A 25,370-nucleotide genomic window follows, 5' to 3' on the forward strand; every position below is an offset into this window, starting at 1 on the left:
AGAGGAGAGATCACATCGATGGTATCTAGCGTAACGGGCCTAAAAAAGATTTTTGTCGTATTCATAAGCTTGGCATTATTGTTTTTTTACATAGGAAGCTCCTTACATATTGCTAAGGCCGCTATGGCAGATACCACAACAAGCGTTTTTGCATCGCCAGACCCCTCTGTCTATGGACAGTCAGTCACTATATCAGCTACCGTAGAAGTGGTTGCCCCGGATATCGGGACACCAACCGGCACGGTAACCTTTAACGGCGCCGGCTTGAATGATACCGTTCCGCTGGATGGTTCGGGTACAGCATACGTGATCTCCACCTCCTTGGTAACGGGTACCATTACCGCAACCTATAACGGAGACGGAGCTATGCATACGTCCACCGGGAATACAAACATCACTGTAAATCCGGCTGAAACCTTTACGAGTGTAACCGCAACACCCAATCCCTCCGCATACGGCGAATCCGTTCTGGTAAGTGCGCTGGTAGAAGCATTTCCTCCAGGCTCCGGCCAACCCACCGGAATTGTCAACTTTAGCGGCCCCAACGGCTTTAACGAAATGGTCGTATTGGTCAACGGTGAAGCCGGAACTATGGTCAGTACCCTGACTTCCGGTATGATTACTGCCAGCTACTCCGGAGACCAAAATTTCCTTCCTTCCATGAACGGCACTCCCGTTACCATTAACCCTGCATCGACCACCACCACTGTGGATTTGACGCCGAATACGGCTGTCATCGGAGAATCTGTGACCGTCACTGCCACAGTAACCGCTAATGCTCCGGCTACAGGCATTCCGGAAGGGATGGTCTCCTTCACCGGGCCTGGCGGTCTGAATGAAAATGTGTTTTTGAACCCGGCGGGACAAGCCAGCTTTACCTCCTCTAATCTGGCTGCCGGCACCATTACCGCCACTTATTATGGGGATGTAAATTATGATGTCTCAACGGGAACGGCTAACCTTACGGTAAACGCTGCTGCTTCGCATACCGTGGTTAACGTATTTCCGAATCCGTCCGTAAAGGGAGAAACCGTCATTTTGTCGGCAACCGTTACGGCATCCCCTCCGGGGTCCGGGACACCAACCGGCACTGTAACCTTTACCGGTCCCAACGGCTTGAATGCAACAGTTCCGGTTAGCATGGGCGGCGAAGCCAGCATGATGACCGATCTGCTGGTATCCGGTCTTGTGACTGCTGCCTACAATGGCGACGTAAACTATACCCCTTCCGACGATACTATACCGGTGACCGTGCAGCCAGCCATTACGGTAACTATGGTGACCGCCACACCTGACCCGTCGACGGCCGGTGATTCCGTTACGCTTACTGCTGCTGTGACCTCACTTAACCCGAGTGCGGGAATTCCCGATGGCACTGTTACCTTTACCGGTCCTGGTGTGAATGAAACCGTAAACCTGAATGTAGCGGGCCAAGCCAGTGTCGTCACCTCCACAATGGGCAGCGGCACCATAACTGCCGCTTATAATGGGGGTGTCTATTACCATACCTCCACCGGCACAACCAACGTAACGACTTTGCCCGGTGCACTTGCTGATACCGTAACCTCCGTGATTGCATCGCCAAACCCTGCAGCACCAGGTCAGGATGTCATGCTGGCTGCTACTGTATTGCCTGCCCAACCGGGTAATAATCCCATTCCTACCGGTACAGTGACCTTCACAGGCCCCAATGGTTATAACCAACTGGCCGGTGTGAATGTGAACGGGGAAGCCTATATTTTTGCGAATACATTAGTTACCGGCACTATTACTGCAACTTATAACGGGGATTCCGTGTATAACGGTTCCACCGGTACAACAACGATTACTGTAAATGCTCCGGAAACCACAACGACTGTAACAGCTACACCGGATCCTTCTTACACAGGTCAATTGGTGAGCGTTACGGCAACGGTTGTCCTGAGTAATCCATTGAATAATCCCATCAACTTCCCGCCGTTCCCGTTAATTCCTAACGTAGGTAATCCCACGGGTACGGTAACCTTCACAGGCCCCGGCGGTCTGAACGAAACCGTGGCGTTGAACGGTGTGGGGCAAGCCACCCTTTCCACCACAACGCTGGAAACCGGTACCATCACAGCTGTTTATAATGGAGATAACGTTTATCAAGGCTCCACAGGCACCACAACCGTTACGGTGAACAAGCCGGAAACCACCACAACGGTAACCGCTACTCCGGATCCGTCCTTTGTGGGCCAAGCGGTAACGGTAACGGCTACTGTAGCAGCCAATGCACCTATTCAGGTTTATTCGCAGCCGTCTAATGCACCTGTGAATTGGCCGATCAACTGGCCTGTCATTATTCCCAATGTGGGTATTCCTACAGGCACTGTAACCTTCACCGGTCCGGGTCTGAACGAAACCGTGACCCTGAATGGATCAGGCCAAGCAAGCACTGTGACAACAAACCTGCAAACCGGCATCATTACTGCCACCTACAACGGTGACAGCATCTTCGTAAGCTCCACCGGCACCACACCGATTACCGTACAGTTGACGGATACACTCACGACCGTAACCGCCACACCGGATCCGACGAATGCAGGCGAAGCCGTAACGGTAACCGCAACGGTGGCGCAGGACAGCCCGCTTCATATCTATGGTATGCCGACTGATCTGCCCGTTACCAATGTGCCTGTCATTATTCCCAACGTGGGCATTCCCGCTGGAACCGTAACCTTTACCGGCCCCGGCGGACTCAATGAGACTGTGGCTTTGGATGAATTGGGTCAAGCAAGCTTTACGTCCACAACCCTGGTGACAGGAACCATTACAGCTACTTACAACGGAGACAAGACCTATAACGGCTCCACCGGTACCGTAAATGTGACGGTGAATGTCCCTGTTCAACCGGAGGACTCCTCCTCTGAAGAACCGGCTGCTCCCGTTGTTACGGGCGGTGGCGGTGGTGGCCCTGCGGCCCCTGCACCATCCGGAGTCAGTGTCCTGGTGAACGGCAAGGCTGAAGAAGCAGGCACCCTGAACACCAACAACGTGAACAACCAAACCGTCTCTACATTGAAAATCGACCAAACCAAGCTGGAAGCCAAGCTTGCAGCCGAAGGTCAAGGAGCAGTAGTAACAGTTCCGGTAACGGTAAATTCGGATGTGATCGTCACTACCCTGAACGGTCAAATGATCCAGCAGATGGAGAACAAACAAGCTATTCTGGAGATCAAAACCGGCCAGGCCTCCTACACCCTGCCTGCCCAGCAAATTCACATGGCTTCCATCTCCGAGAAGCTCGGCAAATTCGTGGCCCTGCAGGATATTACGGTGCAGATCCAGATTGCCAAGGCTTCCGCGGATGCAGTGAAGGCAGCTGAACAGGCAGCAGGCGCAAGAAACTTCACGCTGGTGACTGCGCCTGTGGACTTTACCATCACAGCGACGTATGAAGCAGCTTCCGTTGAAGTGCAGAAGTTCGATGCATTCGTAAAACGTACCATTGCAGTACCTGATGGTGCTGACCCCAGCAGAATCACCACAGGTGTTGTGGTGGATGCTGACGGAACAGTCCGCCACATTCCGACGAAGGTCATCGTACTGGACGGCAAGTATTATGCAGTGCTGAACAGCATGACCAACAGCTCCTACTCTGTTGTATGGCACCCGCTGGAGTTCAGTGATGTAGAAGCCCATTGGGCCAAAGCAGCCGTCAATGATATGGGCTCCCGTATGGTCATCGAAGGTACCGGCGATAACGGCTTCAGCCCTGACCGCAGCATTACCCGTGCGGAATTTGCCGCCATCTTTGTCCGCGGCCTTGGTTTGAAGCTGGAAGGCGGCGCAGCAGCCTTCTCCGATGTGAACGCTTCGGATTGGTACAGCAGCGCAGTTCAAACCGCTTATTCCTACGGCTTGATCAGCGGCTTCGAAGACGGAACCTTCCGTGCCAACGAGTCCATTACCCGGGAGCAGGCCATGGTGATGGTATCCAGAGCCATGCAGCTGACCGGCTTGAAGGATAAGCTTCAGGCACAAGCCGATGTGCTTGCCGCTTACCTAGATGCAGCAGATGCTTCCGATTGGGCTGCTGACGGTATTACCGGAAGCGTTCAAGCAGGCCTCATCGCAGGCCGGGACGGCAATGTTCTGGCTCCGAAGGAATCCATTACCAGAGCAGAAGTAGCCACTGTCATTCAACGGCTTTTGCAAAAATCCGGTTTGATCTAACTAACTTATTGAAAAGACTCCAAGCTGTCGGGTATATCCCGGCAGCTTCTTTACTGTTGTAAGGCGGACTTGCTAGAATGGGGATATAGCGAATTCATGAATGGAGGCAGCATAATGAATCAACCATCATCCACACCTTCCCGCACCCCGGAGATACTGATGGCCGAAATCAGGGATACGGCACCGCCGGAGGGCTGTGCGGCCCTTTGGTTTTTTGGACAGGAAAGTGTCGTAGCGAAAGGACAGCATGCCGTCATTTATTTCGACCCGTTCTTTTCCGATCATTTGGAGCAGCTTCACGGCCTAAAACGGACGTATCCGTCGCTGCTCCGGCCTGAGGATGTGGATGTTGGCGACCTGTGTCTGATTACGCATGAGCATGACGACCACCTGGACGTCAAAACTTTGCCTGCACTTGCCGCCGCCTGCCCGCAAATGAGGTTTCTCGCGCCAGCCTGCTGCCGTCCCATTCTGGAGGAGCAGTGCGGGATAGCCTCTGAACGGATTATCGATGCGCTTACTGGCAAGTGGGTGGAGCTGGAGGGACGTGAAGGAGAGCAAATCCGCATCCAGCCGGTGCCGGCGGCCCATGAGTCTCTGGAAACCACCGGGGACGAGAGGGAGCACCGGTTCGTGGGGTATTTGGTGAACATAAACGGTGTTGTTCTGTACCATGCCGGGGACACGGTGGTTTATCCCGGGTTGCCGGATTTCCTCCGTAAGGAGCGGATCGATGTGGGCATGCTGCCCATCAATGGCAGGGATTATTTCCGCAACAGCCGGGATATTGTGGGCAACATGAACATCCGTGAGGCAGCGGAGCTTGCGGCAGAAGCAGGGATGGAGACCGTCATCCCGCTGCATTATGATATTTTCGCCAACAACAGCGAAAAACCCGGTTATTTCCTTCAGGAGCTGTATGAGCGGACGCCTGGGCAGAAATGCCATGTGATGGCCAGAGGCGAGCGGTTCGTGTATGTATCGCCGCGGGCGTTCAAGAGTAATGCCTGATCCCAACGGACAAAAGAACGTGAAAGCAGCTGCCTCCAGTGCCTTGTTTTCCCCTGTCCAAACCGGCTCCCGGATTTACAATCCACTCGGACGTTACCGGGAATGGAAGCCCTGTCCAGACCTGCAAGGCCGGGTTTGCTGCTACTGGTATCTGCCTGCGCGTCCAGAAGGCAGCGTGGTGGCGGCCTGCGAGAGGATGGTGCCGGACGGCTGTATCGATCTTATCCTGCAGTGGGACAGGATGTCGGGGGAGGCTATCGCTTTTGTGGTGGGGACCGTGGACCAACCTGTATTTGTTCCGGCGGAGGATACCCGCTGGGACAGGCTGGGCATACGTTTTTATCCCGGCGGTTTGCAGCATTTTCTGAAGGAGCCGGGCCATCTGTTCACGAACCGGATTTATCCGCTTGCGGAGATAAGCAAATCCTTGGAAACGGAGCTGACCCGCTCCGTCCGCCCGGCTGTCCCGGCAGAGGAGCTTGTTCTTGCTGTGCAGCAATGTCTCTTGGCCAGGCTTCAGGAGCGGCTGCCTTGGGATCACACCTTCCGCAATACGCTCCGGCATATCTACCTGGCCAAAGGCCGGCTCACGGTCCATGAGCTGTCCCAACAGGAATGTGTCAGCAGTAAACAGCTGGGGCGGATTTTCCTGGAACGGACGGGGCTAAGCACCAAAACTTTTACCCAAATTATCCGGTTCCAGCAGGTCCTCCGGCATCTGAATCAGGAGGCGGACCCGGTGTTAATCCGTGCGGCCCTGGAGCACGGCTATTACGATCAGGCGCATTTTATCCATGAGTTCGTTGATTTCAGCGGCTTGCTCCCATCCGATTATGTCAAGCAGTCCGGGTAAGCTGTCCGTTTTTTACAAGAGAGCTTCACGGGCTGGCTTATATAATGAGGGCAGGAAAGGGAGGGAGTTATCATGGATAGGATTCACCACCGTCTGGACAGGTATATGAGGGTTTGGGAAGAGGCCGGGCAGTTCAGCGGAACTGTTCTGGTGGCCCAGGGGGAACAGGTTCTCCTGCATCAAGGCTACGGGTTTGCCAATCTGGAGTTTGGGGCCCCCAATACGGCTGCCACTATATACAAAATTGCCAGCATCACCAAGCTGTTTACGGCTGCTGCTGTCCTGCAGCTTCATGACCAAGGGAAGCTTGCGCTGGAGGAGGATATAGCTGCTTATGTGCCAGAGTACAGACATGGCGGAGGAATCACCGTCCACCACCTGCTTTCCCACGCCTCCGGAATCCCGGATTACACGGCACTGCCGGAATACACGACACGCATAAAACTGTCGCCGGAGGTTATCCTCCGGTGGCTGAATGATCATCCACCGACATGCGGGCCGGGGGAACGGACGGAGAAAAGCAATTCCAATTATGTGCTGTTGGCCCGGATTGTGGAGCAGGTCTCCGGTTTGGGCATAGAGGAGTATTACAGCAAAAACCTGTTCGGTCCTGCGGGGCTCGGGCATACCGGTGTCTGCCGCAATGGGGATGTAATTCCCGGTATGGCCAACGGCTATTCGGTTTCCGGCGAAGGAGCGGTGCATGCGGACTATTACGAGATGACCGGTGCTTACGGGAGCGGGTTTCTTTACTCCACAGCCGGTGATTTGCTGCAATGGACCAAAGCCTTGGGCAGCGGACAGATCATCAGCGGCGCTTCTTATGGCAGAATGACCTCGGCGTACGGATTCATGAAATATCTCGGCGCTTATGCGGGTTATGGTTGTCTGGTCAAGGGGAACCCGGCGGAAGAATTAGTGATGGACGGCAATATTTACGGTTACACCTGTACCGTCCACCACCTGCTGCAGGAGGAAACCACCGTAATTGTGCTGGCCAACAATGATGCCGTTCCGGTTAACCGGATCCAAAGGGGGCTTGCAGGGCTATTGGCCGGCGAGGAGCCGGATATGCCCATAAATCCCAGCCAGTTGTTGGCAGGTCATGCGGAGCCGTACAAGCATCTGGCCGGCAAGTATGTGTTCTCTCCCATGGGCTGGGAATTTACGGTCAGCTGGGAGGAAGGGGAGCTGCGGGTGGACCGGTTGTTCATCCAAGCAGCCGGGCGGAAACGGTTTCCCCTGCGGTTGGTCTCTGCGGAAAACGGCATCGTGTCGTTCGTATGCGCCGTTTGCGACAGCACTTTTTTCTTCCGGTTGGAGGAGGACGGCAGCTGCCGCTGTGTAGAGTATGTGTTCGACACCCTGAAGCTTGTATACGAGAAAGTCTGAGCCCAGCGATCCGGGTGATCCTGGCGATTAAAAGGAGGAGTAGCTTTGCCTTATCCCATTGAACAAAAATTTGTTGTGGCGGTTGCCTCCAGCGCCTTATTCCAACTGGATGAGGCGGATCAGGTGTTCCGGGAAAAAGGGGAGGAGGAGTACCGCACCTACCAGCGGGAGCATGAGCAAACGGTGCTTCAGCCGGGGGTGGCCTTCCCGCTGATCAAGCGGCTGCTGAATCTGAACGGGACGGAGCCGGAGGACCAGCCTGTAGAGGTGGTGCTGTTATCGCGGAACGATCCGGATACGGGGCTGCGGGTGTTTAAGTCCATTGAGCATTACGGCCTGTCCATATCCCGGGCGGCGTTTGTGGCAGGGGCCAATCCCTTCATCTATATGGAGGCCTTCAATGCCTCCCTGTTCCTCTCGGCTAACCTGGAGGATGTGCGGGAAGCGGTGGCTAACGGTTTGCCCGCGGCCCAGGTGTTTCCCTCCCAATACGTGGATGAGGAAGACGGGACAGAGCTGCGGATCGCCTTTGACTTCGACGGCATTATTGCCGATGATTCGGCGGAGGGTATTTATCAGGAGCTGGGGATGCTCCAGTTCCACGAGAACGAACGGCAGAAGGCCCGGGAGCTGCTGCCGCCCGGACCGTTGTTCAAGTTTTTCGGAGAAATCGCCCGCCTACAGAAGCGGGAATGGGAATGGGCGCGGCAGGATGAAGCGTATCGGCCGCGGATCCGCATTGCCATCGTTACCGCACGGAATGCCCCTGCCCATGAACGGGTGGTGACCACCCTGCGGAGCTTGGGCATCCGGGTGGACGAGGCTTTTTTCCTGGGCGGCATCGACAAGGGGAGGGTGCTGCGGGTGTTTAAGCCCCATATCTTCTTCGACGATCAGATCGGACATATCGAAGGTGTGGCCGGCATTTCGCCCTCGGCCCATGTTCCCTTCGGGATTACCAACGCTGCGGCGGTGAAGGCGCTGCGCTGACGGAGAGCCTTCACCGCCGGAACCGGGTTTACAGGCTGTTCAGGAAGGGCACCGCCATATCGGCGATCCGCCGGTGGCCCGCCTCGTTGGGATGCAGACGGTCGGAGGTGAAGTGGGCCAGCGTCAGCAGGTTGATGCCGCTTTGCCCGTACAAGTCCAGCACCGGCAGGGCATACCGCCGGCCGATCTCCCGGACGGCTTCCACATAGTCGGACAACCGGTAACCCGCTCCGTTGACAGAGAAGATATTCCAGCCATCCTTGTCCCGCATCAGCGGGGTCCACAGATTCAGGCGTGCAGCGGGATGGGCGGTGAGGATTTCCTCTACCAGGGTGGTGTATGCCCCGTAGAAGGTATAGATGCTCCGTGTTTCGATGGTGCCCAGGGGCATATCCAGCCGGAAGTCGTTGGTGCCGGCGAAGATGGTGATGCATTCCGGGGCACCTTCAATTGCCTTGCCCATATGCGTGGTTGCCCCATAATCCCGGTCTCCTCCGGCGGTCATGGGGCATCCGCCTTTGCCCAGGTTTTGTACGGTGGAGAACCCCAGCGCTTCCTGTACTAGGGGCTGGTAGCCATTGGCTGCCGTGATGCTGTCGCCCAGGGTGGCCCATGCTTTATCCGTCCATTTGCCGTTCATATGTCGAGCTCCTTTGGTTTCGAGATTCTTCGCATCTATTATAGGAGAAGCCCGCTGCGGCGGCTAGTTTACCTTTGGTATGCGTTTATCCGTAAAGCCGGATTCATCCGGCGGTAGTGAGGGCGGCAGCCGGGCTGGTTACCGCCAGCTCATGACGGCTGCGTCCCGCAGCCCGCTGAGGACCGGTATAGGTAGGCTGCTGGCTGGCTGCCTCACGCCATTGCTCCAGCAGCTCCCGCACCGAGCCGCGGAAGATGGGGGCCAGCTCCTCCAGAGCTGCAAGGTCCCCCGGTGTGGTTAAGGCCGGAGGCTTCTCCAGACGGACTGCACCGTTTTCCTGGAGCACCGTGGCGACAAACTGGGAGCAAAAAAAGGCATTATCCCGGCTCCACGCCCGGTTCATGGCCACGCCCACCAATCCCCACACGCTGTATTTGTACTGGTCCTGCCGTTGGCGCATCTCATCCACGTGGCGCTGCAGCCGCGTATACACGGAGGAGCTCACGGAGCAGCGGTATAACGCGCAGGAGGCATCCAGAAGAAGGCTGCTCTTTAAGCTCTCCCGGACAAAACCCCCGATAAACGGATTGCTTGGTTTTTTGCGGCCGAAGCTGTAGATTTCCTGCAGTTCCTGGTCCAGCACCAGCGACGCATGGGAGAGCGGCTGTTTGGTGTACCATTTGATCATCCGTCCCAGCACCGTCCCCGAGTCGGTTAATAACACATACACTTGCCTTTCTTCCTTATTCATTGGTATCCCCTGCCCGTTCATAATGATTTCTGTAGTTCAAGCATACAGGGAGAACGTAAACCGCAAAACCATCCCGGGATGTGTTGTTTATCCCGACCAAAGTCGGGCTCCGGGACCAGTCCGAGGCCGGAAAGCTCTTTTTTCATACCAAAGTGGGGGGCGATGGTTTAAAATAGAGGTAATTATATAAATAGATGGAGTGAAATGATGAAGTCGACTGATCAAAAATTCTTCGATAAACTAAATAAACAATACGCTGTTCCGGGGGAGCCGCGGACGGCATTGGCGGAATGCCTGGCGCTTCAAAAGAAAACGATGCTGTCCCAGCTGGCCTCCGATCTGGAGGTGGCCGGCCGATCCCGCATGAACAAGGAGGAGCTGGCCGCCGCTTTAAGTCAGGCTCTGCTGGAGCCAAAGGCTATACTTCGAACCATGGATGTCATAAACCGTACGGAACGGGAGCTGTGGGAGCGTCTTCTGAAGCAGCCTGTTCTGGAGAACGATGAGTTTTATCCTTCGCAATACACGATTCTGCAGAATGGAGGTTTGATCTATACCTTCTGGCAAGAGGATAAGCTTGCGCTTGTGCTGCCGGAGGAAATCCGTCAGGTTTATGAGGGCTTGGATTTACGAGAATTTTGGGCAAAATGGGAGCGCCAGCACCTGATTACGGATTATATCGCAGCTGCCGCAAACCTGTATGGGGCTTGTGAACGGAGCAAGCTGCTGGAGATATTTAATAATCAGAATAAAGAAGCCGCCACTGATGACGAAGTGACCTTGGCCGGACTCAAGCTTATGTACCCGCACCGGGAGTATCTGATTTATGAAGACTATTGGATCAGCAATTATTTTGAAGATGACGATACCAGGGAAGAACTGGCGGAGCTGCTGGAGTTAAGCCGGAACAAACCTTATTATATCCCTCCGAAAACGGAGTTTTTGCGTTATGCCGACAACTTGTACACCCCCAACACCCTTCAGTTTGAAAAACTGAAGACCTATGTATCCCGGCATATTGTGCGTGACCGGGAGCTTGCAGAGACAGTCGCAGACAATATCCGGTTGGCTAGCAGTATGGAGGCGCCGCTGGATGAGCTGTTGGACGAGTTTCTTTATTTGGATATTGAGCTCAGCGAGCAGCAGATTGATGGCCTGCTTCCGCTTCTGGTGGAGCTGCGCAACAACACAAGGCTCTGGACAAACCGCGGGTATACTCCGGTGGAAATGAGGAACCTGTTTACCCCTCCGGCAGCTCTGTTGGCTGCCCGCCCCATGGGGACCATGGTTAAGCCGGATTTCGCCCGGAATGCGGCAGTGCCCAAGGTGGGACGCAATGACCCTTGTCCCTGCGGCAGCGGCAAAAAGCATAAGAAGTGCTGTGGAGCTGTTGTGAAAGAGTAGGTAAGCGTAAGTATAGAGTTAGGAATGAGAGGAAGCGGATAACGGTGAGCGTTCTTACAGTTGATGCGGAGAAATGTATGGTATGTGGAGTTTGCGAGGAGGTTTGTCCCGCGAACTATATTCTCATGAATGATGAAGGGCCGCAGGAGGCCGAGGGTGGACGCTGCATTGCCTGCGGGCATTGTGTGGCAGCCTGCCCGTCGGAGGCGCTGGATAACAGTCTTACGCCATTGGCGGCGCAGACAGCTGTACGCAAGGAGCTCCAGTGGAACGCGGAAGGGGCAAAGCAGTTTCTTCGCTCCCGGCGTTCCGTGCGGGTGTACCGGCAGGAGCCGGTGAAGCGGGAGGAGCTGACGGAGCTTCTCGATGTTGCCCGGTATGCGCCAACTGCCAGCAACACCCAGGGAATTACCTTTCAGGTGATCAGCGGTGCGGAGCGGCTGAACCGGATCTGGCAAACGGTGATTGCCTGGATGGAGGAGCAGGTGGAGGCATCCGGGGGAAGAGGCTTCAGCTATTTGAAGCTGCATATTGCGGCCGCCCGCCGGGGGAAGGATACCATTCTGCGCGGTGCACCCCACCTGATCCTGGCCTTGGCCCCGGCAAAAATGACCCAGCACACGGGCAGAAGCAACGCCGAATTTGTCTTGGCTTATGCGGAGCTGTACGCTCCCAGCCTCGGACTCGGCACCTGCTGGGGCGGCTTCGTCCAGCATTGTGCCTTCAGCGGGTATGAGCCGCTGCTCCGGGAGCTGGAGTTGCCGGAGGGCAGGAATTTGGCAGGTGCCATCATGGCCGGTTATCCCAAGTACCGGTATTCCCGCCTGGTGGACCGGAACCCGCTGGAGATTTCCTGGAAGTGATAGTTCAGGATATCCAACAAGCTTGTCAGCATGATATGATAAAAATTGGATGAAAGGCTGACGAATGGAGGGGCTTGTATATGTCGAATGCCCGGGTGATGCGGTGGGTTTCAGGCGGACTGGAGCTGCTTTTGGCCATTCCCTTTTTGGGAGGATTGATCGTTCTGTCGACGGTGTATGTGGCATTGGGGATTATGCTGGTGCTGCATATTCTCACCCTGATTATGTCCAGGGACGAATCGGAACCGGTATACGGGTCTGTGATGGGTATCATCACATCCGTGCTGGCGTGGATTCCCTTTCTGGGCTGGCTGCTGCATCTGGTCACGGCAATCCTTCTTCTGGTTTCGGCAAGCTCCCGCAAGGGTAGATATAGATAGGAAGATGTGGGAACGCGAAATTTAATAAGCACACGACGCTTCTTCCAGGCGTCCGTGTGCTTTTTTGTTGAGGCTATACTTGGGAGGTCTAGTGCTGCTGCTCCTGGCTCAGCTGCCAGCCGATGCCGAATCTGTCTGTGAGATTGGCGTAAGCCTTGCTCCAGAAGGTTTCCTGCAGCTCCATATGAACAGTGCCACCCACCTTCAGCTTGTCGAAATAACGTTTTACTTCATCCGTTTCCTTGCTTACGACCGAGATGCTAATGTTATTGCCCTGTATGTAGGGGTGGCCGGGGAATACATCCGAGCACATTACGGGAGTGCCGTGAATGAAAAATTGGGTGTGCATAATCAGATGTTTGGCTTCCTCCGGAATCGGGTGGGAGGGGTCCCCCGGGGCGTCACCGAAGGCCATAAATACCGGCTTGTCCGACTCGAAAACATCCGCATAGAATTCGACAGCTTCCCGGCAATTCCCATTGAAGTTGATATAAGGATTGATAGCCATATCCACAGCTCCCTTAACTTATTTAGAGTCATCCTCATCTTACTATCGTTCCATAGTATTGGCAATTCTACGGCGGAATTATCCCAGGCCGCTTCGGATTTCCCTGAAAGTTCCGTTGACAGACCTGTAGAACCGGTGTATCCTCAATCAGGTATGCCCTAACCGGCGGATTGTCCGCGGCAGTTGGGCTGGTGTTTACCGTTTACCCGTTGAACCGGCGCTGCTCTTCTTTACTAGAGAAGAGTTTTTTCCTTTATTAGGACCAATTCACCATTATAAGCAGAAAAGAATGTGATGACATGGGACAGCAAGCGTTACCCGGCAAAAAGCCCGGTCTCCTGGATAAGTATTTTACCGGGGAATCCATGGATTACCGGCAGATTATATCCTTGTTCATTCCGATCCTGATTGACCAATTATTCGTCATCGGGCTGAATTTGGTCAACACCGCCATGGTCAGCTCCTACGGCGTCGCCGCCATCAGTGCGGTGAATATGGTAGATTCCCTGAATATCTTTCTGATGCAGGTGTTTATCGCACTGGCAACGGGCGGGACCGTGGTGGTGGCTCAATACAAGGGCAGCGGCAATGATGCGATGGTCTCCAGATCGGGGGCCTCCTCTGTGACCGTCGTTTCTCTGGTGGCCCTGGTAATAGGCGCAATTGTGGTGGCCTTCCATAATCCCATCCTGCATCTGCTCTTCGGCACAGCCGAACCTGATGTAATGGACAATGCCCGAACCTATCTCATCGGCAGCGGCATTTCCTTCGGCGGGGCCGGTATCGTCCAGGCCGTCTGCGGCGTACTCCGGGGAACGGGCAAAACCCGGGCATCCTTGGCTCTGTCGCTGATCACCAACATCTCCTATGTGGCGTTGAACGGTGTGTTTATTCACATGCTGGGTATGGGTGTTACCGGCATGACCATTGCCGTGAACATCGCCCGGTATCTCGGTGCGGCCTGCGCTATCTTTTATCTGTTGCGGATGGAGACTACGCTGGGTCTGCGGCTTGCGGATTTTTTCCGGCTGCAGATTTCCATGCTGAAGAAGATCATGTTTATCGGACTGCCCTTCGCCGCGGAGCAAATGTTCTTCAACGGGGGTAAGCTGCTGACACAGATCTTCATCGTAAGCCTTGGAACGTATGCCATCGCTACCAATGCCATTGGCAATACCATTGCAGGTTTGGCCCAAATTCCATCCGGGGCCTTGTCGTTGACTATCGTGACCGTCGTAGGCCAATGTATGGGGCGGCGGGATGTACAGGATGCGCGCAAGTTTATCAAATCCTTTATTCTCCTGTCCTCCTTGTCCCTGCTGCTGATGGCCTTGATCCTGCTTCCTTTGTTCTATCCGCTGGTCAGCCTGTTTAATCCGCCGGATGAAATTATGCATGATCTCTTTATCCTGACGGTGATCAACTTTGTATTCCAAGTGCCGCTCTGGTCCATCAGCTTCATTACCCCTGCAGCGCTGCGGGCGGCCGGAGATTCCAAATTTACCTCGATCATCGCCATGCTCACCATGTGGCTGTTCCGGGTAGTGTTGGGGTACGTGCTCGGCATCATGCTGGGATACGGCATCATCGGCGTATGGCTGGCGATGAACTGCGAATGGGGCGTACGGGGAGCTATCTTCCTGTGGCGCTACCGGGGAACCAAGTGGTATGCCCACCGGTTGATCGATTAAGTGCTGCCGTACCGCTCTGCAGATATGCATTCAATCCTCAAATATACAAATGCGAAAGAGACTGCTGCCTTCTCATAAGAAGGTGCAGTCTTTTTTTGTAGATGACGGAGTTATCTGTTGCCCTTGGCGGAAACCGCCGCCACCGTCCGGTTGCGGCCCGCCCGTTTGGCCTGGTACAGCAGATCGTCCGCGGCCTCGAACATGGCTTCCTTAGTGTCGAAGCGGCTGAAGCTCCGCAGGCCGATGCTGATGGTTACCGCTTTATGGTGCAGCTCTTCGTGATGAAGCGCCGCCAGCCGTTCCCGGACCGTTTCCATAACGGCGTAGGCCTGCTCGAAGCTTTTTTCGAACAGCAAGACGGCAAACTCTTCACCCCCGTAGCGGGCTGCAATATCCGTAGGCTCAATGGCCTCACGAATCACCTGCGCCACCCGGGCCAGCACAATATCGCCGGTGCGGTGGCCGAATTTGTCATTGACCGACTTGAAGTGGTCAATATCCAGAAGCGCCAGGTGGAAGGTATATCCCTGGGCGCCGAAGTCAATGGCTTTATCATAGAACTCATGAAAGGACATGTGGTTGTACAGGCCGGTCAGCGCGTCGGTTTTGGCCATGGTTGTCATCAGCACATTCTCGACCATCAGCTCCTGCTTATCCAGGGTGGTAGTCTCCAGATTCTCGGCAATCCCCCGGCCGTTCTGGATAATAATCCCCATTACCAAGGTGCCCACCAAAAGAAACAGAGGAATGGCAATCAGGTCAAAGGGGTTCAGAAACTGCCGGAACCCGGAATCCGTGCTGTACAGGAACAGCAGCGCCACAGCCTGAAGCCCCGCGGTAAACCAGGTCACATCCGGCCGGAAAAAGATGGCGGAAGCCATAATCGGGAGAAGCATCGCGGCGGAAATAATCCGGATATCGCCATTTAGGTGAATAATCTCCGTGGAGATGATGGTCCCGCAAACGGACAAGGCATGGAAGGAAAGCCTGGGCCAGAACCGGCAGATGGCAAAGGCAATTATGGTGAAGGCGCTCATGAACAGATGCGGAAACAGCAGGATGCGAAGGTAAAATTCCCGGGTCCCGATCTCATATGCGGGGATAAACAGGAATGCCCCTAACTGTGCGAAAAAGTGCAAAGCGATCACCAGCCAGTAAATTCCCAGAAAGCGGTGAATCCAATGCTTATGGCGCGGGTTGTCGGCTTCATACAAGTGGAGTCGGGCCTTCAGGTTCAAGCGATTCACCTTTCATTCGGGCAAAAGCATCCGCATTTTTATTCGGGGTTTATTTTGTTTTCAGCGTACCATAAGCGCGGACGGGGCACAAGGAAGGAGCAGGCAGGAAAGAATATCTATTGACGGATTTTCCAGAATCCGATTTTGTCCACAAAATTGTAACAATTAAGGTTCAAACCTCTCCAATACACCCAGCGGATCAAAATATATGAAATAATTCTCGAAAGCGGCGTATAATCCATATTTTTCCCTAAAATGCAAAAGGGCCTCCTCCAAAAAAGGCTCCGTGATCTCCAAATACTCGGCCAGCTCGTAGCGGTTGCGGATGCCCAGCCGGGAGGCGGCTATTAGCTTGTCCAGAGGGACGAGCTTTTCGTAGGCCCAGTTCCGCGCCCGTTTTTCGTGTTTGCGGTTGCGGACATCCGTCTGGTCGGTAATATTGCCGAAGGTGGTATAGTAGTGGCCCAACTCCTCAGCGAGTACACAGCGTTTCTCCACTTGGACGGGGAGGTTTTTGTTCAGGAGAATCATTTGGGTATGGCCGGTTTCAATATATAAACCCTTGATGCCCTCGGGCAGGTCGGATTGGTCATCGATATAAACAGGCGATTCCTTCTTTAAAGAGTCGTAAGGCGCCAATCGGTCGTCACTTCTCTTCCTTGGCCAGTGCAATCCGCATGGCAAGTTTGATTTTGTCCATCTGCTCGGGGGTTAGAGGCCCTTCATGGCCTACCTGGTGAGCGGCAATGGTCAGGATTTGGTCCTCAGAAATGTCGGGTTGCTCGCCCGGGGACGGCTGCTCCAGGGAACCGATGAGGTAATCCACTGACACATGGAAAAACTCGGCCAATTGCCGCACGGCATCCAGGCGGGGTTCGCTGATCTCATTTTCCCACTTGGAGACCATTCCCTTATTGACACTGGAGCCAAAACGGCGGTTCAGCCCCTCGGCCAGCTCCTCCTGCGAAAGTCCCTTTTTGAGCCGCAGCTCTCTGATGATGTTCCCCGTGGTTTTCATTGTACTCTCCCTCACTCTTCCAGCCTCCGGCTATAGCGCCGCGGGTTGCGGACAGACTATCCCTATACTCCAAAACTATACAATAATGGTTTCAAATTCGCAACCGTAAAGCCGGTAAAGTTATTGACAAAGAAACCCTCTGGGCGTAAAATAGGAATATAGGTTTCTTAAAAGAAACTGTCGATATGTTTAATCATAGGAACGGACAAGTCATTAGAGAAACCGCCTGTAGAGGCGCATTTTTTTGCAAGATGGTTTCATATAAGAAACCGCAAAGATATCCTTATCTTTTACACCCGAACAAAGGAGAGATTCCTGATGCGCAACTACCAGCCCAAGAAAAAGAACCCTTACCAGCTACCTCATAATGTATATATGCAATGTTTGTACGCCGTGCGCGACTATGACCGCTTGAAGGAGGAGATGCGGGATATTCTCCATTCTTCTCCCGGAGCGCCGGATGGGATGCCCCGCGGTTCGGGAATCAGCGACTCCACAGTGAACAAGGCCATCCGCCGGGAGGCGCTGCAGCAGCGCTGCGATGCCATTGAGCAGGCCCTGGCGGCCATTCCGGCGGAATACCGGAAGGGCGTGATGGCCATTACCATGGATGAAACCTGTCCTATGGATGCCAGTCCGGAGACGTACCGACGTTGGCGGAGACGTTTTTTGTACGAGGTGGCCCAGCAGAAATGCATGTTGTAGTCCACGGGAAAAAAATCGGTGTTATAGTTATATCATGCCAGAGATTAGAAGAAATGAATGAAAATGGCAAGGTGATCAAGGGATAGATACTTCCTTAACCTTGACGCCCACGCTCGTTGGCCGGAGCATTACGGCCCGCTCCCGCAGCTGGAGAGCAGCTATAACCATCTATGGAGGCTGAAGCAGGTATGAAATGGCTTCGTGTTTTATTGCAAGAGCAAGGCTTGAATGACACCCAAGCGGATGCGGTCATCGGCAAGGCGGGCAAGGCGCTGCCGCAGTATTTTGTTCCGAAACTGCAGTACAACAAGCTGGCGCAAGCGAAAAAACAACTGAAAACCGGCCTGGACCATATAACCAGATGCCAACAAACGCTGATGCAACAGCTTGAAGAACTGCATACGGACAATCTGATACTGCGGCAGCGGCTTGGAACGCTGGAGGCAGATAACCGGATCCTGCTGCTGCGGACCGGTGGTCAGGAGACGGGAACCATCCCTGCCCCTGGTGCGGGGCACAGCTTGAACCAGATAGCAGGAAGTGATGAGGATGCAGGGTACATTTTTGGATGTGCACAACGCAGTGGTCCAAACCCTCCAGGCTGCCTTTCCGGAGATTCCGGTGGCGGGAGAGGAGCCGGAGCAGCCGGAGAATCCGCCCCACTTGTATGTCACATTGCCGGAGGGGACCCATACCCAGGAGATGGGACGGCGGTTCCGGCGCGGTATTTCCGTTGCCGTCCGGTACAAACCAAGCGGCAGCTCACCAAACGCAGATATGTACGCCATGGCCGAGCAGCTGGCTCTGGAGCTGTACCAGATAAGCCTGTCCGGAAGACCTCTCGCGGGGCGGGACATCCGCTTTGAAATGGCGGAGGGCACACTGCTGTTTTATGTAACGTACCAATTTGTGGCCGCTCTGCAAACGCCGGAGGACCCGGTGATGCAGAAGCTGGACCATATGGAGGGGATCAAATGAGCAAGGAAGCCAAAACACAGAGTGAGACGCTGGCCTTCGGCAAAGAGCAGATTTTGTCGTCCAAGGGTTTTACCGCCCTGGAGAAGGATGTGCTGCAGGCGCTTCTGGCCGATGGGCAGGAGTATACGCTGGCTCAAGCCAGAACCGAGATTGAGGAATATGTGAAGAGGAGCGTGGAATAGATGGCTGGAGGAACATGGACGACCCAAAATAAGGTGCGCCCCGGCGCCTATATCAATATCAAAAGCGCGGCCCAGGCTTTGGGGGCTGCCGGAGACCGCGGCATTGTGAGCCTGCCCCTGATCCTGTCCTGGGGACCCGCCAAGCAGGTCATTACTGTGGAAGCCGGTGAGGATGTCAGCGTGAAGCTGGGGTATCCCATTTCGGACCCGTCTCTGCTGTTGGTAAGGGAAGCTCTGAAGCGGGCCAAAACCCTGCTGCTGTACCGCTTGAACACCGGCACCAAAGCTTCCGTGGTAAGCGGCAACCTGACTGCAACAGCCAAGTATGGCGGTGTCCGGGGCAATGACCTTACCGTGCGCATTGCCGTGAACGTGGATAATGCCACCCTGTTCGATGTTACGACCCTTTTGGCAGGAGTGGAAATGGACAAGCAAACCGTAGCCAACATCGGCGCGCTGAAGGCTAACGAGTGGGTGGTCTGGACAGGTACTGGCGCTTTGGCGGCCACTGCCGGCGCTCCTCTGATCGGCGGTGCCAACGGCACCGTAACCGCCCAGGAATATCTGGACTATCTCAGCGCCATTGAAGTGCTGGAGGTGAACACCATCGGTTTGCCTGCTACGGATGCGGCCACCAAGGCGGTATTCGTCTCCTTCGTCAAACGTCTCCGTGAAGACGAGGGCAAGAAGATTCAGGTAGTGGTGGAAAATTACCCGGCGGCCGACTATGAAGGAGTTATTTCCGTCAAAAACGGCGTTATCCTCACCGACCGCACGGTACTGACCGCCGCCCAGGCTGTGGCATGGGTAGCCGGCGCAACGGCCGGAGCACAAATGAACCAGTCCCTGACTTACGCGGCTTATGATGATGCGGTGGATGTGACGCCCAAATATACCAACAGCCAGATTATTGCGGCGCTGCAGGCAGGTGAGCTGGTGTTTACAGGCTCCGGCGGCAAGGCTGTTGTGGAGCAGGACATTAACACCCTGCATACCTTTAGTCCGGAGAAGGGCAAGGCCTTTGCCAAAAACCGGGTGCTCCGTGTACTGGACGGCATCAACAACGACTTCCGGCAGATTTTCGCCGACTTCTACACCGGGAAGATCAGCAACAATGCGGACGGCCGCAATCTGCTGAAGAACGAGTATTCCACCTATTTGGAAACCCTGCAGGGTATCGAAGCCATCCAGAATTTCGATGCCCAAAAGGACCTGACCGTCAGCGAAGGCGCCGACCTGGACGCTGTTGTCTCCGAGCTGTATGTGCAGCCGGTGGACAGCATGGAAAAACTCTATCTCACCATTACCGTATCCTAATTCGAAAGGAATGAGACCATATGGCTTATTTTAAGGAAACCGATGCCATCAGCGGCAAACAAGCCAAAGCCTTCATCACCATTGACGGCCAGCAGGAGGAACTGTTCTACGCCAAAAGCCTGGAGGCTACCATTGAAAAGAACAAGGTGGACGTGCCTGTTCTCGGCAAAACCAATACCCCCAAACGCTCCGCCGGCTGGTCCGGCTCCGGCACCCTCACCGTCTACTATGTAACCAGCAGATTCCGCCAGCTCATGCGGGAATATGTGAAGACCGGCAAGGACTTCTGGTTCGACCTGATGGTGGTCAATGCGCAGCCCGATTCTTCTGCCGGCAGCCAAACCACGGTTTTGAAGGGATGTAACCTGGACAGCATCAGCGCCGCCCAATTCGATGCAGGCAGCGACGATATGATGGAAGAGGAAATGCCGTTCACCTTCAACGATTATGAAATCTCGCAACATTTCAGTAAGCTTACAGGCGGAAATTAAGGAGGAATGTTTGAATGAGTGATTTGAGCGCATTTTATGCCCAGAACGTCACCGCTTCTGTGACCGAAGAGATCGTGGTATCCCCCCGGTTTCTGAACAAAGGCGGCAAGCCCATCCCGTGGGTGGTCAGCAGCATGACCGAGGAGGAGAATGAGTCCATCCGCAAGGCTGCCACCCGCCGAGTGAAGGGAAGAAACGGCCAATATTCCATGGAGACGGACTCTGCCGAATATCTGGCCAAGCTGGTCACCGCCAGTGTCACCTTCCCGGATTTGAAGAATGCCGAGCTCCAAAAATCCTATGGGGTGATGGGGGCGGAGGCCCTGCTGCACAAGATGCTGCTTCCCGGCGAATATGCCAATCTGGTGCAGAAGGTTCAGGAGCTGAACGGCTTTGACGCCGACATGAACGAATTGGTGGAAGAAGTAAAAAACTGATCGAGGAGGGCGACGGCGAAACCAACTACGCCTATTATGCCCTCCACAAGCTGCGCATCCTGCCCCATGAGCTCATGGCCATGTCCCGGCGGGAGCGGGCCGCCATCTACGCCATGATCGACATCCGCGTCAAGCAGGAGAAGAAGGAAGCGGCGCGGATGAAGAGAAAATAACCCAAAGACACTTCCATCGCGGGAGTGTCTTTGATTTTCTGAAGAAAGGCGGTGAATGTCCTGAATACCACAGCCAAGGCCGTTAAGATGTTTGAGAAGCTGACCAAGCGCTTTGATCAAGTCACTAAAGCTCTCAACCGGATCACGAAGCTTGAGTTGACTGGTGAGCTAACGAAGCTCAAAGTGCCGGAAGAATTCCTAAAGCTCAAAATGATCGGTGAACTGACCGAACTGAAAATCGCAGAAGATCTATTGAAGCTGGAGCTGACCGGTGAGTTAACTGAATTAAGTACGCCAGATAAACTCCTGAAGCTTAAGTTATCCGGTGAGCTTAAGGATTTGAAAGTTCCTGACCGATTGTTGGAGCAAGTAACAGAAAAAAAGAACGGAAAAGCTGATAAGTCCAAGGGTGGCAAAAATGGCCGAAACTCTCGGGGAAAAAAATCAGCCCCAAGCATTGGTGAGAAACTAAAGAGTGCGCTGGATGCTAGTTTCATCAAACTTACGTTTCCCATTTGGGAACTACAAGAACAGTTGAATAAAAGCCTTGGAAAACTAAAAATCAGCGATACAATAAGCAAAATAGTTCCGCCAAAGATTAAGAATGCTTTTTCAAACTTTAAAATGGGATCTGAAAGTAACGCAAGTAAAAGGTTAAATTCGGAAAAAAATAAAGGCAGCCAGTCTAAACGTAAAAAGGCAACAGGAAGTAAGTTTAGCAGCAAGTCAAATCCCAATGATAAACCTGGTATTCTATCAAGGTTTGGAAGCAGTATGAAAGAGTCTTGGCAAAAGAATAGTAGCAACAAGCTTAAAATGCCCGGATTTATGAACTTGGATAATGCGAAGTCCGTTATATCTTCAACTATGGGTGCGGGTATGAAGCAGCAGCAAACCAAAGGTGCTTTTATTGCCCGTGCTGGCAATGCTCAACTTGGCGGTGCCATTTATGATAAGGTTGCCAAACAGGCCCTTCAATATGGACAAAAGCCTGAGGACGCCTTGTCTAGTGCCTTATCTTTCACCAATACTACGATGGACCCTAGCAAAATTGCCGAAATGAACAAGCTGGCGATGCGGTTGGCACAGATGAATCCTGAAAAAGGCCTGGATGGTGCAGCTTCTTCCATGATGGATCTTTTTAAAGGGGAATCGTCTTCCATGGTTGACGACTTCGGTATGGGCGAATCCTCGGTGGAAGCCAGCGCTGCACTTAAAGCAGGTAAGGCAGGGGACATCGATGGATTCATTAAGGGCATGGATGAACTGTTGAACAAACGCAATATGACGGAGCAGGCATTCGAAGGCATGATGAAATCTCCAGCGGCCCAGTGGGAAAAAGCTGTGAACAGCTTCCAATTTAGTTTGGGCTTAGTTGGTCAAATGGGGTTGGAGGCTTTTGGGCCCTTGATTTCTATGATTACGGAGGCTTTTGATTCCGGTAAATTCACTCCTTTCTTTACGTTCTTCGGTAAAGGACTTTATGTCATCGTAACGTTGGTTTCATGGCTGGCAGAGGGCTTTATGGGGGTACTTGGATTTTTGGGTGCTAATCTTCCCCTTATAGCAGGCTTAATAGCCAGTGGACTGGTTGTTGCTTTATGGAACGTACTTCCTCCTTTGTTCGCAATGATTCCGCCGATATTAACCCAAGCTGGGGCATGGTTCATGGCCAATCTACCCATTTTTCTCATCATCGGTGCCATAGCACTCTTACTTTTTATTCTTATAAAGTTAGGAGTATCTGCTGGCCAGATTGTCGGGTTTATAACGGGTGTATTTTATACATTCTTTGCTTATATAAAGAATAGTGTTGCTTATTTTTGGAACATCCTTATTTCTCTTAAGGAATTCCTTTTGAATGTATTTAAAGACCCTGTGTATGCCATTAAAAAGCTAGTTTATGATTTAGCTCAGAATGTTGCCGGTTTCTTTGGAAGTGTGATTAATGGGATAGTAGATAAATTAAATGTATTACTTAAAGCGGCGGAGAAAATTGGAATAAAGGTCCCATTGATTCCTGAAGTGGAAGTAGATAAATGGCTGGAAGAGCTAAAGCCAACAACTACAAAAGATGTAGTCGATCTTTCAAACGAAAAAATGCAGTTCGAAAATCTTGCTGACGCATTCGACAATGGCTTCAATAAAGGCGAAAAGCTTATGGACGGGTTGAGATCCATGAAGAACCCCTTCAATCTGGATTCCAAGTATGGTGACGCCATTCCTCCTATCGATAACATCAAAAAGGTGGAGGAAGTCGGCTCCATCAACGATACTGTCGAGGTGAGCGGGGAGGATCTGGCGACTATGCGGGAGCTGGCGGAGATGAAGAATATCCAGAACTTTGTGCAGATGACGCCCAGTGTGAATGTGCAGACGGGGGATATCCGTCAGGAGTCGGACATTAACAGCATCGTGGCCCGCATTGAGCAGGTGCTTACGGAGCAGATTGTCAGCAGCGCCCAGGGGGTGTATGGGACATGAGTTATGCCTATGGTTTATGGCTGTCGTTTAATAATCAGGAGGAGGTCTTCGAGCTTCCTGTTCTGCCCGGCAAAATCGAGGTTACCGGGAAAGGAGAGGGCTCCGGTTATGAGGTTTATGGCCTTGGCCAGATTAATGTCATCAAGTCCCCCGGATTGGCGGAGTATTCCTTTGAGGCGATTTTGCCTGCTGCCGGAAATCCCTATCCGTTTATTACTGCACGTTATTATTACGAACCCCGGTATTACGTGGACCTCATCGAAAAATGGCGGCAGACCCGGCATCCCATCCGTTTTGTCTACACCGGTCCGAGCTTGCAGATCAATACACCGGCGTCCATCGAAAGCTTCGATTGGTCCGAAACAGCTGGCGAAAGCGGGGATATCCAAATCAGCCTGAGCCTCAAGGAGTACCGCTTTTATGCAGCCCGCAGGGCAACGGTGATGGACGGCCAGGTGCAGCAGTTGGAGCCGCCCCGCGCTATTGACCGGAGCTTCCAGCCCTTTTATGCGGTGACGGAAGAGAAGGAAACATTGTCCAACATCAGCCAGAAGGTATACGGAAAGCCGGATTATCATGCCGAAATTAAGAGGCTTAACAATCTGACCGATGCGGCAGTAGAAAAACTCTTTCCCGGCCAAATTTTGCAGCTGCCCAATAAGGATCTGCTGAAGGGACCGGAGGGGGTCACCCCATGATTACCATCCAATTAGATAACAAGGACGGCAACATGTGGAACCTGTCGGAGATTGTCTCCGGTTTATCCTGGTCCACCACCCGGACGGGCCGCCCGGCCAGCATTGAATTTTCCCTTCTGCGCAATGGATTCTACCAATCCGACAGCTTCGCCATCCGCAACGGGGATATTGTCCGGGTGTTTAAGGAGGGAGCCGGTTTTTTCTACGGCTATGTGTTTTCTATCGGCCATAACCCGGACGGAGAGGTCTCCGTGAAGGCTTACGACCAAGTCCGGTACCTGCTGTCCAAGGCCTTATATATTTTTAAGGGGCAAACGGCTTCGGAGATTATCTCCCAGCTGGCTGCGGACTTCAAGCTGCAAACGGGGACGTTGGAGGATACGGGCTTTGCCATAGAATCCATGGTGGAGGACGGGCAAACCCTGCTGGACATCATCGAAAAGGCCATTACACTGACACTGGTTTCCACACAGCGGCATTATGTGTTTTTTGATGATTATGGCGGGCTGTCTCTGCGGCTGGTGGATAACCTGAAGACGGATTTCTATATCGGCGACGGCAGTCTCATGACCGGATACGACTATTCTGCAGATATTGATTCGGATACCTACAACCGGATCAAGCTGTACAAGGATAACAAACAAACCGGCAGGCGGGAGGTCCATATGGTGGAGGACAGCGCTAACATAGCCAAGTGGGGTGTGCTTCAGCTGTACCAAAGTGTGGACGAAAAGAAAAACGAAGCCCAGATCAAGGACATGCTGGATCAGCTGGCCCAATTGAAAAACCGGGAGAGCAAATCCCTGAAGGTGGACGCCATCGGGGATATCCGGGTCCGTGCGGGAGTGTATGTTCCAGTGGTGATTGACGCACTGGGACTGAATCTGCCCATGCTGGTGGATGAGGCGAAGCACAGCTTCGAAGGCGATGACCATACCATGTCATTAACGTTAAAAGTAATCTAAGGCA

25 protein-coding genes are annotated in these 25,370 nt (G+C 53.5%); 18 read left to right on the plus strand and 7 right to left on the minus strand.

Annotated elements, in window-relative coordinates; translation table 11 throughout:
* Positions 1-123 precede the first annotated feature (123 nt).
* From ACI1P1_RS12745 to ACI1P1_RS12765, 5 genes are all read left to right on the plus strand, one after another.
* Positions 124-4,197: an Ig-like domain repeat protein gene (locus ACI1P1_RS12745; RefSeq protein ID WP_416216765.1), complete on the plus strand. Its 4,074-nt coding sequence runs from the start codon at positions 124-126 to the stop codon at positions 4,195-4,197.
* 114 nt (positions 4,198-4,311) lie between these two features.
* Positions 4,312-5,208 (plus strand): MBL fold metallo-hydrolase, encoded by an 897-nt coding sequence (locus ACI1P1_RS12750; RefSeq protein ID WP_416216766.1) that lies wholly within the window; start codon positions 4,312-4,314, stop codon positions 5,206-5,208.
* Entirely contained in the window at positions 5,201-6,061 is an 861-nt protein-coding gene (locus ACI1P1_RS12755; protein ID WP_416216767.1) for an AraC family transcriptional regulator, read from the plus strand. Before ACI1P1_RS12750 ends, ACI1P1_RS12755 begins: the two co-directional genes overlap by 8 nt.
* Positions 6,062-6,133: 72 nt before the next feature.
* The gene (locus tag ACI1P1_RS12760; RefSeq protein ID WP_416216768.1) at positions 6,134-7,453 is read left to right on the plus strand and encodes a serine hydrolase domain-containing protein; all 1,320 of its coding nucleotides are present in this window, start codon (positions 6,134-6,136) and stop codon (positions 7,451-7,453) included.
* A gap of 45 nt (positions 7,454-7,498) precedes the next feature.
* A complete protein-coding gene (locus tag ACI1P1_RS12765; RefSeq protein ID WP_416216769.1) occupies positions 7,499-8,443 on the plus strand; it encodes a 5'-nucleotidase in 945 nt (314 codons plus the stop codon).
* 28 nt (positions 8,444-8,471) lie between these two features.
* Here ACI1P1_RS12765 and ACI1P1_RS12770 read toward each other — a convergent pair whose 3' ends face one another.
* A complete protein-coding gene (locus ACI1P1_RS12770; protein ID WP_416216770.1) occupies positions 8,472-9,083 on the minus strand; it encodes an SGNH/GDSL hydrolase family protein in 612 nt (203 codons plus the stop codon).
* 103 nt (positions 9,084-9,186) lie between these two features.
* Complete coding sequence (locus tag ACI1P1_RS12775; protein WP_416216771.1) at positions 9,187-9,834, minus strand: hypothetical protein; 648 nt, start codon at positions 9,832-9,834, stop codon at positions 9,187-9,189.
* A gap of 204 nt (positions 9,835-10,038) precedes the next feature.
* On the opposite strand from ACI1P1_RS12775, the gene ACI1P1_RS12780 reads away from it, so the two are divergent.
* From ACI1P1_RS12780 to ACI1P1_RS12790, 3 genes are all read left to right on the plus strand, one after another.
* Positions 10,039-11,238, plus strand: coding sequence for a YecA family protein (locus ACI1P1_RS12780; RefSeq protein WP_416216772.1), 1,200 nt, complete (start codon positions 10,039-10,041; stop codon positions 11,236-11,238).
* Positions 11,239-11,282: 44 nt separating this feature from the next.
* The gene (locus ACI1P1_RS12785) at positions 11,283-12,101 is read left to right on the plus strand and encodes a nitroreductase family protein (RefSeq protein WP_416216773.1); all 819 of its coding nucleotides are present in this window, start codon (positions 11,283-11,285) and stop codon (positions 12,099-12,101) included.
* Positions 12,102-12,181: 80 nt separating this feature from the next.
* Complete coding sequence (locus ACI1P1_RS12790; RefSeq protein ID WP_416216774.1) at positions 12,182-12,481, plus strand: hypothetical protein; 300 nt, start codon at positions 12,182-12,184, stop codon at positions 12,479-12,481.
* Between the two features lie 88 nt (positions 12,482-12,569).
* On the opposite strand, the gene ACI1P1_RS12795 is transcribed toward ACI1P1_RS12790, so the two are convergent.
* Positions 12,570-12,989, minus strand: a complete 420-nt coding sequence (locus tag ACI1P1_RS12795; protein ID WP_416216775.1) for a VOC family protein — start codon at positions 12,987-12,989, stop codon at positions 12,570-12,572.
* Positions 12,990-13,288: 299 nt separating this feature from the next.
* Between ACI1P1_RS12795 and ACI1P1_RS12800 the strand changes: the two genes are divergently transcribed.
* Positions 13,289-14,680: an MATE family efflux transporter gene (locus ACI1P1_RS12800; protein WP_416216776.1), complete on the plus strand. Its 1,392-nt coding sequence runs from the start codon at positions 13,289-13,291 to the stop codon at positions 14,678-14,680.
* A gap of 110 nt (positions 14,681-14,790) precedes the next feature.
* On the opposite strand, the gene ACI1P1_RS12805 is transcribed toward ACI1P1_RS12800, so the two are convergent.
* From ACI1P1_RS12805 to ACI1P1_RS12815, 3 genes are all read right to left on the minus strand, one after another.
* Entirely contained in the window at positions 14,791-15,918 is a 1,128-nt protein-coding gene (locus tag ACI1P1_RS12805; protein ID WP_416216777.1) for a GGDEF domain-containing protein, read from the minus strand.
* 165 nt (positions 15,919-16,083) lie between these two features.
* Complete coding sequence (locus ACI1P1_RS12810) at positions 16,084-16,557, minus strand: ImmA/IrrE family metallo-endopeptidase (protein ID WP_416216778.1); 474 nt, start codon at positions 16,555-16,557, stop codon at positions 16,084-16,086.
* A gap of 7 nt (positions 16,558-16,564) precedes the next feature.
* On the minus strand, positions 16,565-16,951 hold the full coding sequence (locus ACI1P1_RS12815; protein ID WP_416216779.1) for a helix-turn-helix domain-containing protein: 387 nt from the start codon (positions 16,949-16,951) through the stop codon (positions 16,565-16,567).
* A gap of 303 nt (positions 16,952-17,254) precedes the next feature.
* Here ACI1P1_RS12815 and ACI1P1_RS12820 point away from each other — a divergent pair, with 303 nt between their 5' ends.
* A complete protein-coding gene (locus ACI1P1_RS12820; RefSeq protein ID WP_416216780.1) occupies positions 17,255-17,641 on the plus strand; it encodes a hypothetical protein in 387 nt (128 codons plus the stop codon).
* Between the two features lie 206 nt (positions 17,642-17,847).
* On the opposite strand, the gene ACI1P1_RS12825 is transcribed toward ACI1P1_RS12820, so the two are convergent.
* A complete protein-coding gene (locus ACI1P1_RS12825) occupies positions 17,848-18,042 on the minus strand; it encodes a hypothetical protein (protein WP_416216781.1) in 195 nt (64 codons plus the stop codon).
* Positions 18,043-18,190: 148 nt separating this feature from the next.
* On the opposite strand from ACI1P1_RS12825, the gene ACI1P1_RS12830 reads away from it, so the two are divergent.
* From ACI1P1_RS12830 to ACI1P1_RS12865, 8 genes are all read left to right on the plus strand, one after another.
* A complete protein-coding gene (locus ACI1P1_RS12830; RefSeq protein ID WP_416216782.1) occupies positions 18,191-18,619 on the plus strand; it encodes a phage tail terminator family protein in 429 nt (142 codons plus the stop codon).
* Positions 18,616-18,801, plus strand: a complete 186-nt coding sequence (locus tag ACI1P1_RS12835; RefSeq protein WP_416216783.1) for a hypothetical protein — start codon at positions 18,616-18,618, stop codon at positions 18,799-18,801. Before ACI1P1_RS12830 ends, ACI1P1_RS12835 begins: the two co-directional genes overlap by 4 nt.
* A complete protein-coding gene (locus tag ACI1P1_RS12840) occupies positions 18,802-20,118 on the plus strand; it encodes a phage tail sheath family protein (RefSeq protein WP_416216784.1) in 1,317 nt (438 codons plus the stop codon).
* A gap of 20 nt (positions 20,119-20,138) precedes the next feature.
* Positions 20,139-20,609, plus strand: a complete 471-nt coding sequence (locus ACI1P1_RS12845) for a phage tail tube protein (RefSeq protein ID WP_416216785.1) — start codon at positions 20,139-20,141, stop codon at positions 20,607-20,609.
* Positions 20,610-20,623: 14 nt separating this feature from the next.
* Positions 20,624-21,046 carry a phage tail assembly chaperone gene (locus ACI1P1_RS12850; RefSeq protein ID WP_416216786.1) on the plus strand — a complete coding sequence of 141 codons (423 nt, stop codon included), beginning with the start codon at positions 20,624-20,626 and terminating at the stop codon, positions 21,044-21,046.
* A gap of 260 nt (positions 21,047-21,306) precedes the next feature.
* A complete protein-coding gene (locus ACI1P1_RS12855) occupies positions 21,307-23,703 on the plus strand; it encodes a phage tail family protein (RefSeq protein ID WP_416216787.1) in 2,397 nt (798 codons plus the stop codon).
* The gene (locus tag ACI1P1_RS12860) at positions 23,700-24,401 is read left to right on the plus strand and encodes a LysM peptidoglycan-binding domain-containing protein (RefSeq protein WP_416216788.1); all 702 of its coding nucleotides are present in this window, start codon (positions 23,700-23,702) and stop codon (positions 24,399-24,401) included. The genes ACI1P1_RS12855 and ACI1P1_RS12860 overlap by 4 nt, the downstream gene beginning before the upstream one ends.
* Positions 24,398-25,366 (plus strand): XkdQ/YqbQ family protein, encoded by a 969-nt coding sequence (locus ACI1P1_RS12865; RefSeq protein WP_416216789.1) that lies wholly within the window; start codon positions 24,398-24,400, stop codon positions 25,364-25,366. Before ACI1P1_RS12860 ends, ACI1P1_RS12865 begins: the two co-directional genes overlap by 4 nt.
* The last annotated feature ends 4 nt before the right edge of the window (positions 25,367-25,370 follow it).

Origin of the sequence: Paenibacillus mesotrionivorans (assembly GCF_046098205.1) — a bacterium.
In the GTDB taxonomy this organism is placed as follows: domain Bacteria; phylum Bacillota; class Bacilli; order Paenibacillales; family NBRC-103111; genus Paenibacillus_AR; species Paenibacillus_AR mesotrionivorans.

Coding starts and splice junctions, on each gene's coding strand:
- ACI1P1_RS12745 (WP_416216765.1), top strand. CDS start 124: ATGGCAGATACCACAACAAGCGTTTTTGCATCGCCAGACCCCTCTGTC.
- ACI1P1_RS12750 (WP_416216766.1), top strand. CDS start 4,312: ATGAATCAACCATCATCCACACCTTCCCGCACCCCGGAGATACTGATG.
- ACI1P1_RS12755 (WP_416216767.1), top strand. CDS start 5,201: ATGCCTGATCCCAACGGACAAAAGAACGTGAAAGCAGCTGCCTCCAGT.
- ACI1P1_RS12760 (WP_416216768.1), top strand. CDS start 6,134: ATGGATAGGATTCACCACCGTCTGGACAGGTATATGAGGGTTTGGGAA.
- ACI1P1_RS12770 (WP_416216770.1), bottom strand. CDS start 9,083: ATGAACGGCAAATGGACGGATAAAGCATGGGCCACCCTGGGCGACAGC.
- ACI1P1_RS12775 (WP_416216771.1), bottom strand. CDS start 9,834: ATGAATAAGGAAGAAAGGCAAGTGTATGTGTTATTAACCGACTCGGGG.
- ACI1P1_RS12780 (WP_416216772.1), top strand. CDS start 10,039: ATGATGAAGTCGACTGATCAAAAATTCTTCGATAAACTAAATAAACAA.
- ACI1P1_RS12790 (WP_416216774.1), top strand. CDS start 12,182: ATGTCGAATGCCCGGGTGATGCGGTGGGTTTCAGGCGGACTGGAGCTG.
- ACI1P1_RS12795 (WP_416216775.1), bottom strand. CDS start 12,989: ATGGCTATCAATCCTTATATCAACTTCAATGGGAATTGCCGGGAAGCT.
- ACI1P1_RS12800 (WP_416216776.1), top strand. CDS start 13,289: ATGGGACAGCAAGCGTTACCCGGCAAAAAGCCCGGTCTCCTGGATAAG.
- ACI1P1_RS12820 (WP_416216780.1), top strand. CDS start 17,255: ATGCGCAACTACCAGCCCAAGAAAAAGAACCCTTACCAGCTACCTCAT.
- ACI1P1_RS12825 (WP_416216781.1), bottom strand. CDS start 18,042: ATGCAGTTCTTCAAGCTGTTGCATCAGCGTTTGTTGGCATCTGGTTAT.
- ACI1P1_RS12830 (WP_416216782.1), top strand. CDS start 18,191: ATGCAGGGTACATTTTTGGATGTGCACAACGCAGTGGTCCAAACCCTC.
- ACI1P1_RS12835 (WP_416216783.1), top strand. CDS start 18,616: ATGAGCAAGGAAGCCAAAACACAGAGTGAGACGCTGGCCTTCGGCAAA.
- ACI1P1_RS12840 (WP_416216784.1), top strand. CDS start 18,802: ATGGCTGGAGGAACATGGACGACCCAAAATAAGGTGCGCCCCGGCGCC.
- ACI1P1_RS12845 (WP_416216785.1), top strand. CDS start 20,139: ATGGCTTATTTTAAGGAAACCGATGCCATCAGCGGCAAACAAGCCAAA.
- ACI1P1_RS12850 (WP_416216786.1), top strand. CDS start 20,624: ATGAGTGATTTGAGCGCATTTTATGCCCAGAACGTCACCGCTTCTGTG.
- ACI1P1_RS12855 (WP_416216787.1), top strand. CDS start 21,307: ATGTTTGAGAAGCTGACCAAGCGCTTTGATCAAGTCACTAAAGCTCTC.
- ACI1P1_RS12860 (WP_416216788.1), top strand. CDS start 23,700: ATGAGTTATGCCTATGGTTTATGGCTGTCGTTTAATAATCAGGAGGAG.
- ACI1P1_RS12865 (WP_416216789.1), top strand. CDS start 24,398: ATGATTACCATCCAATTAGATAACAAGGACGGCAACATGTGGAACCTG.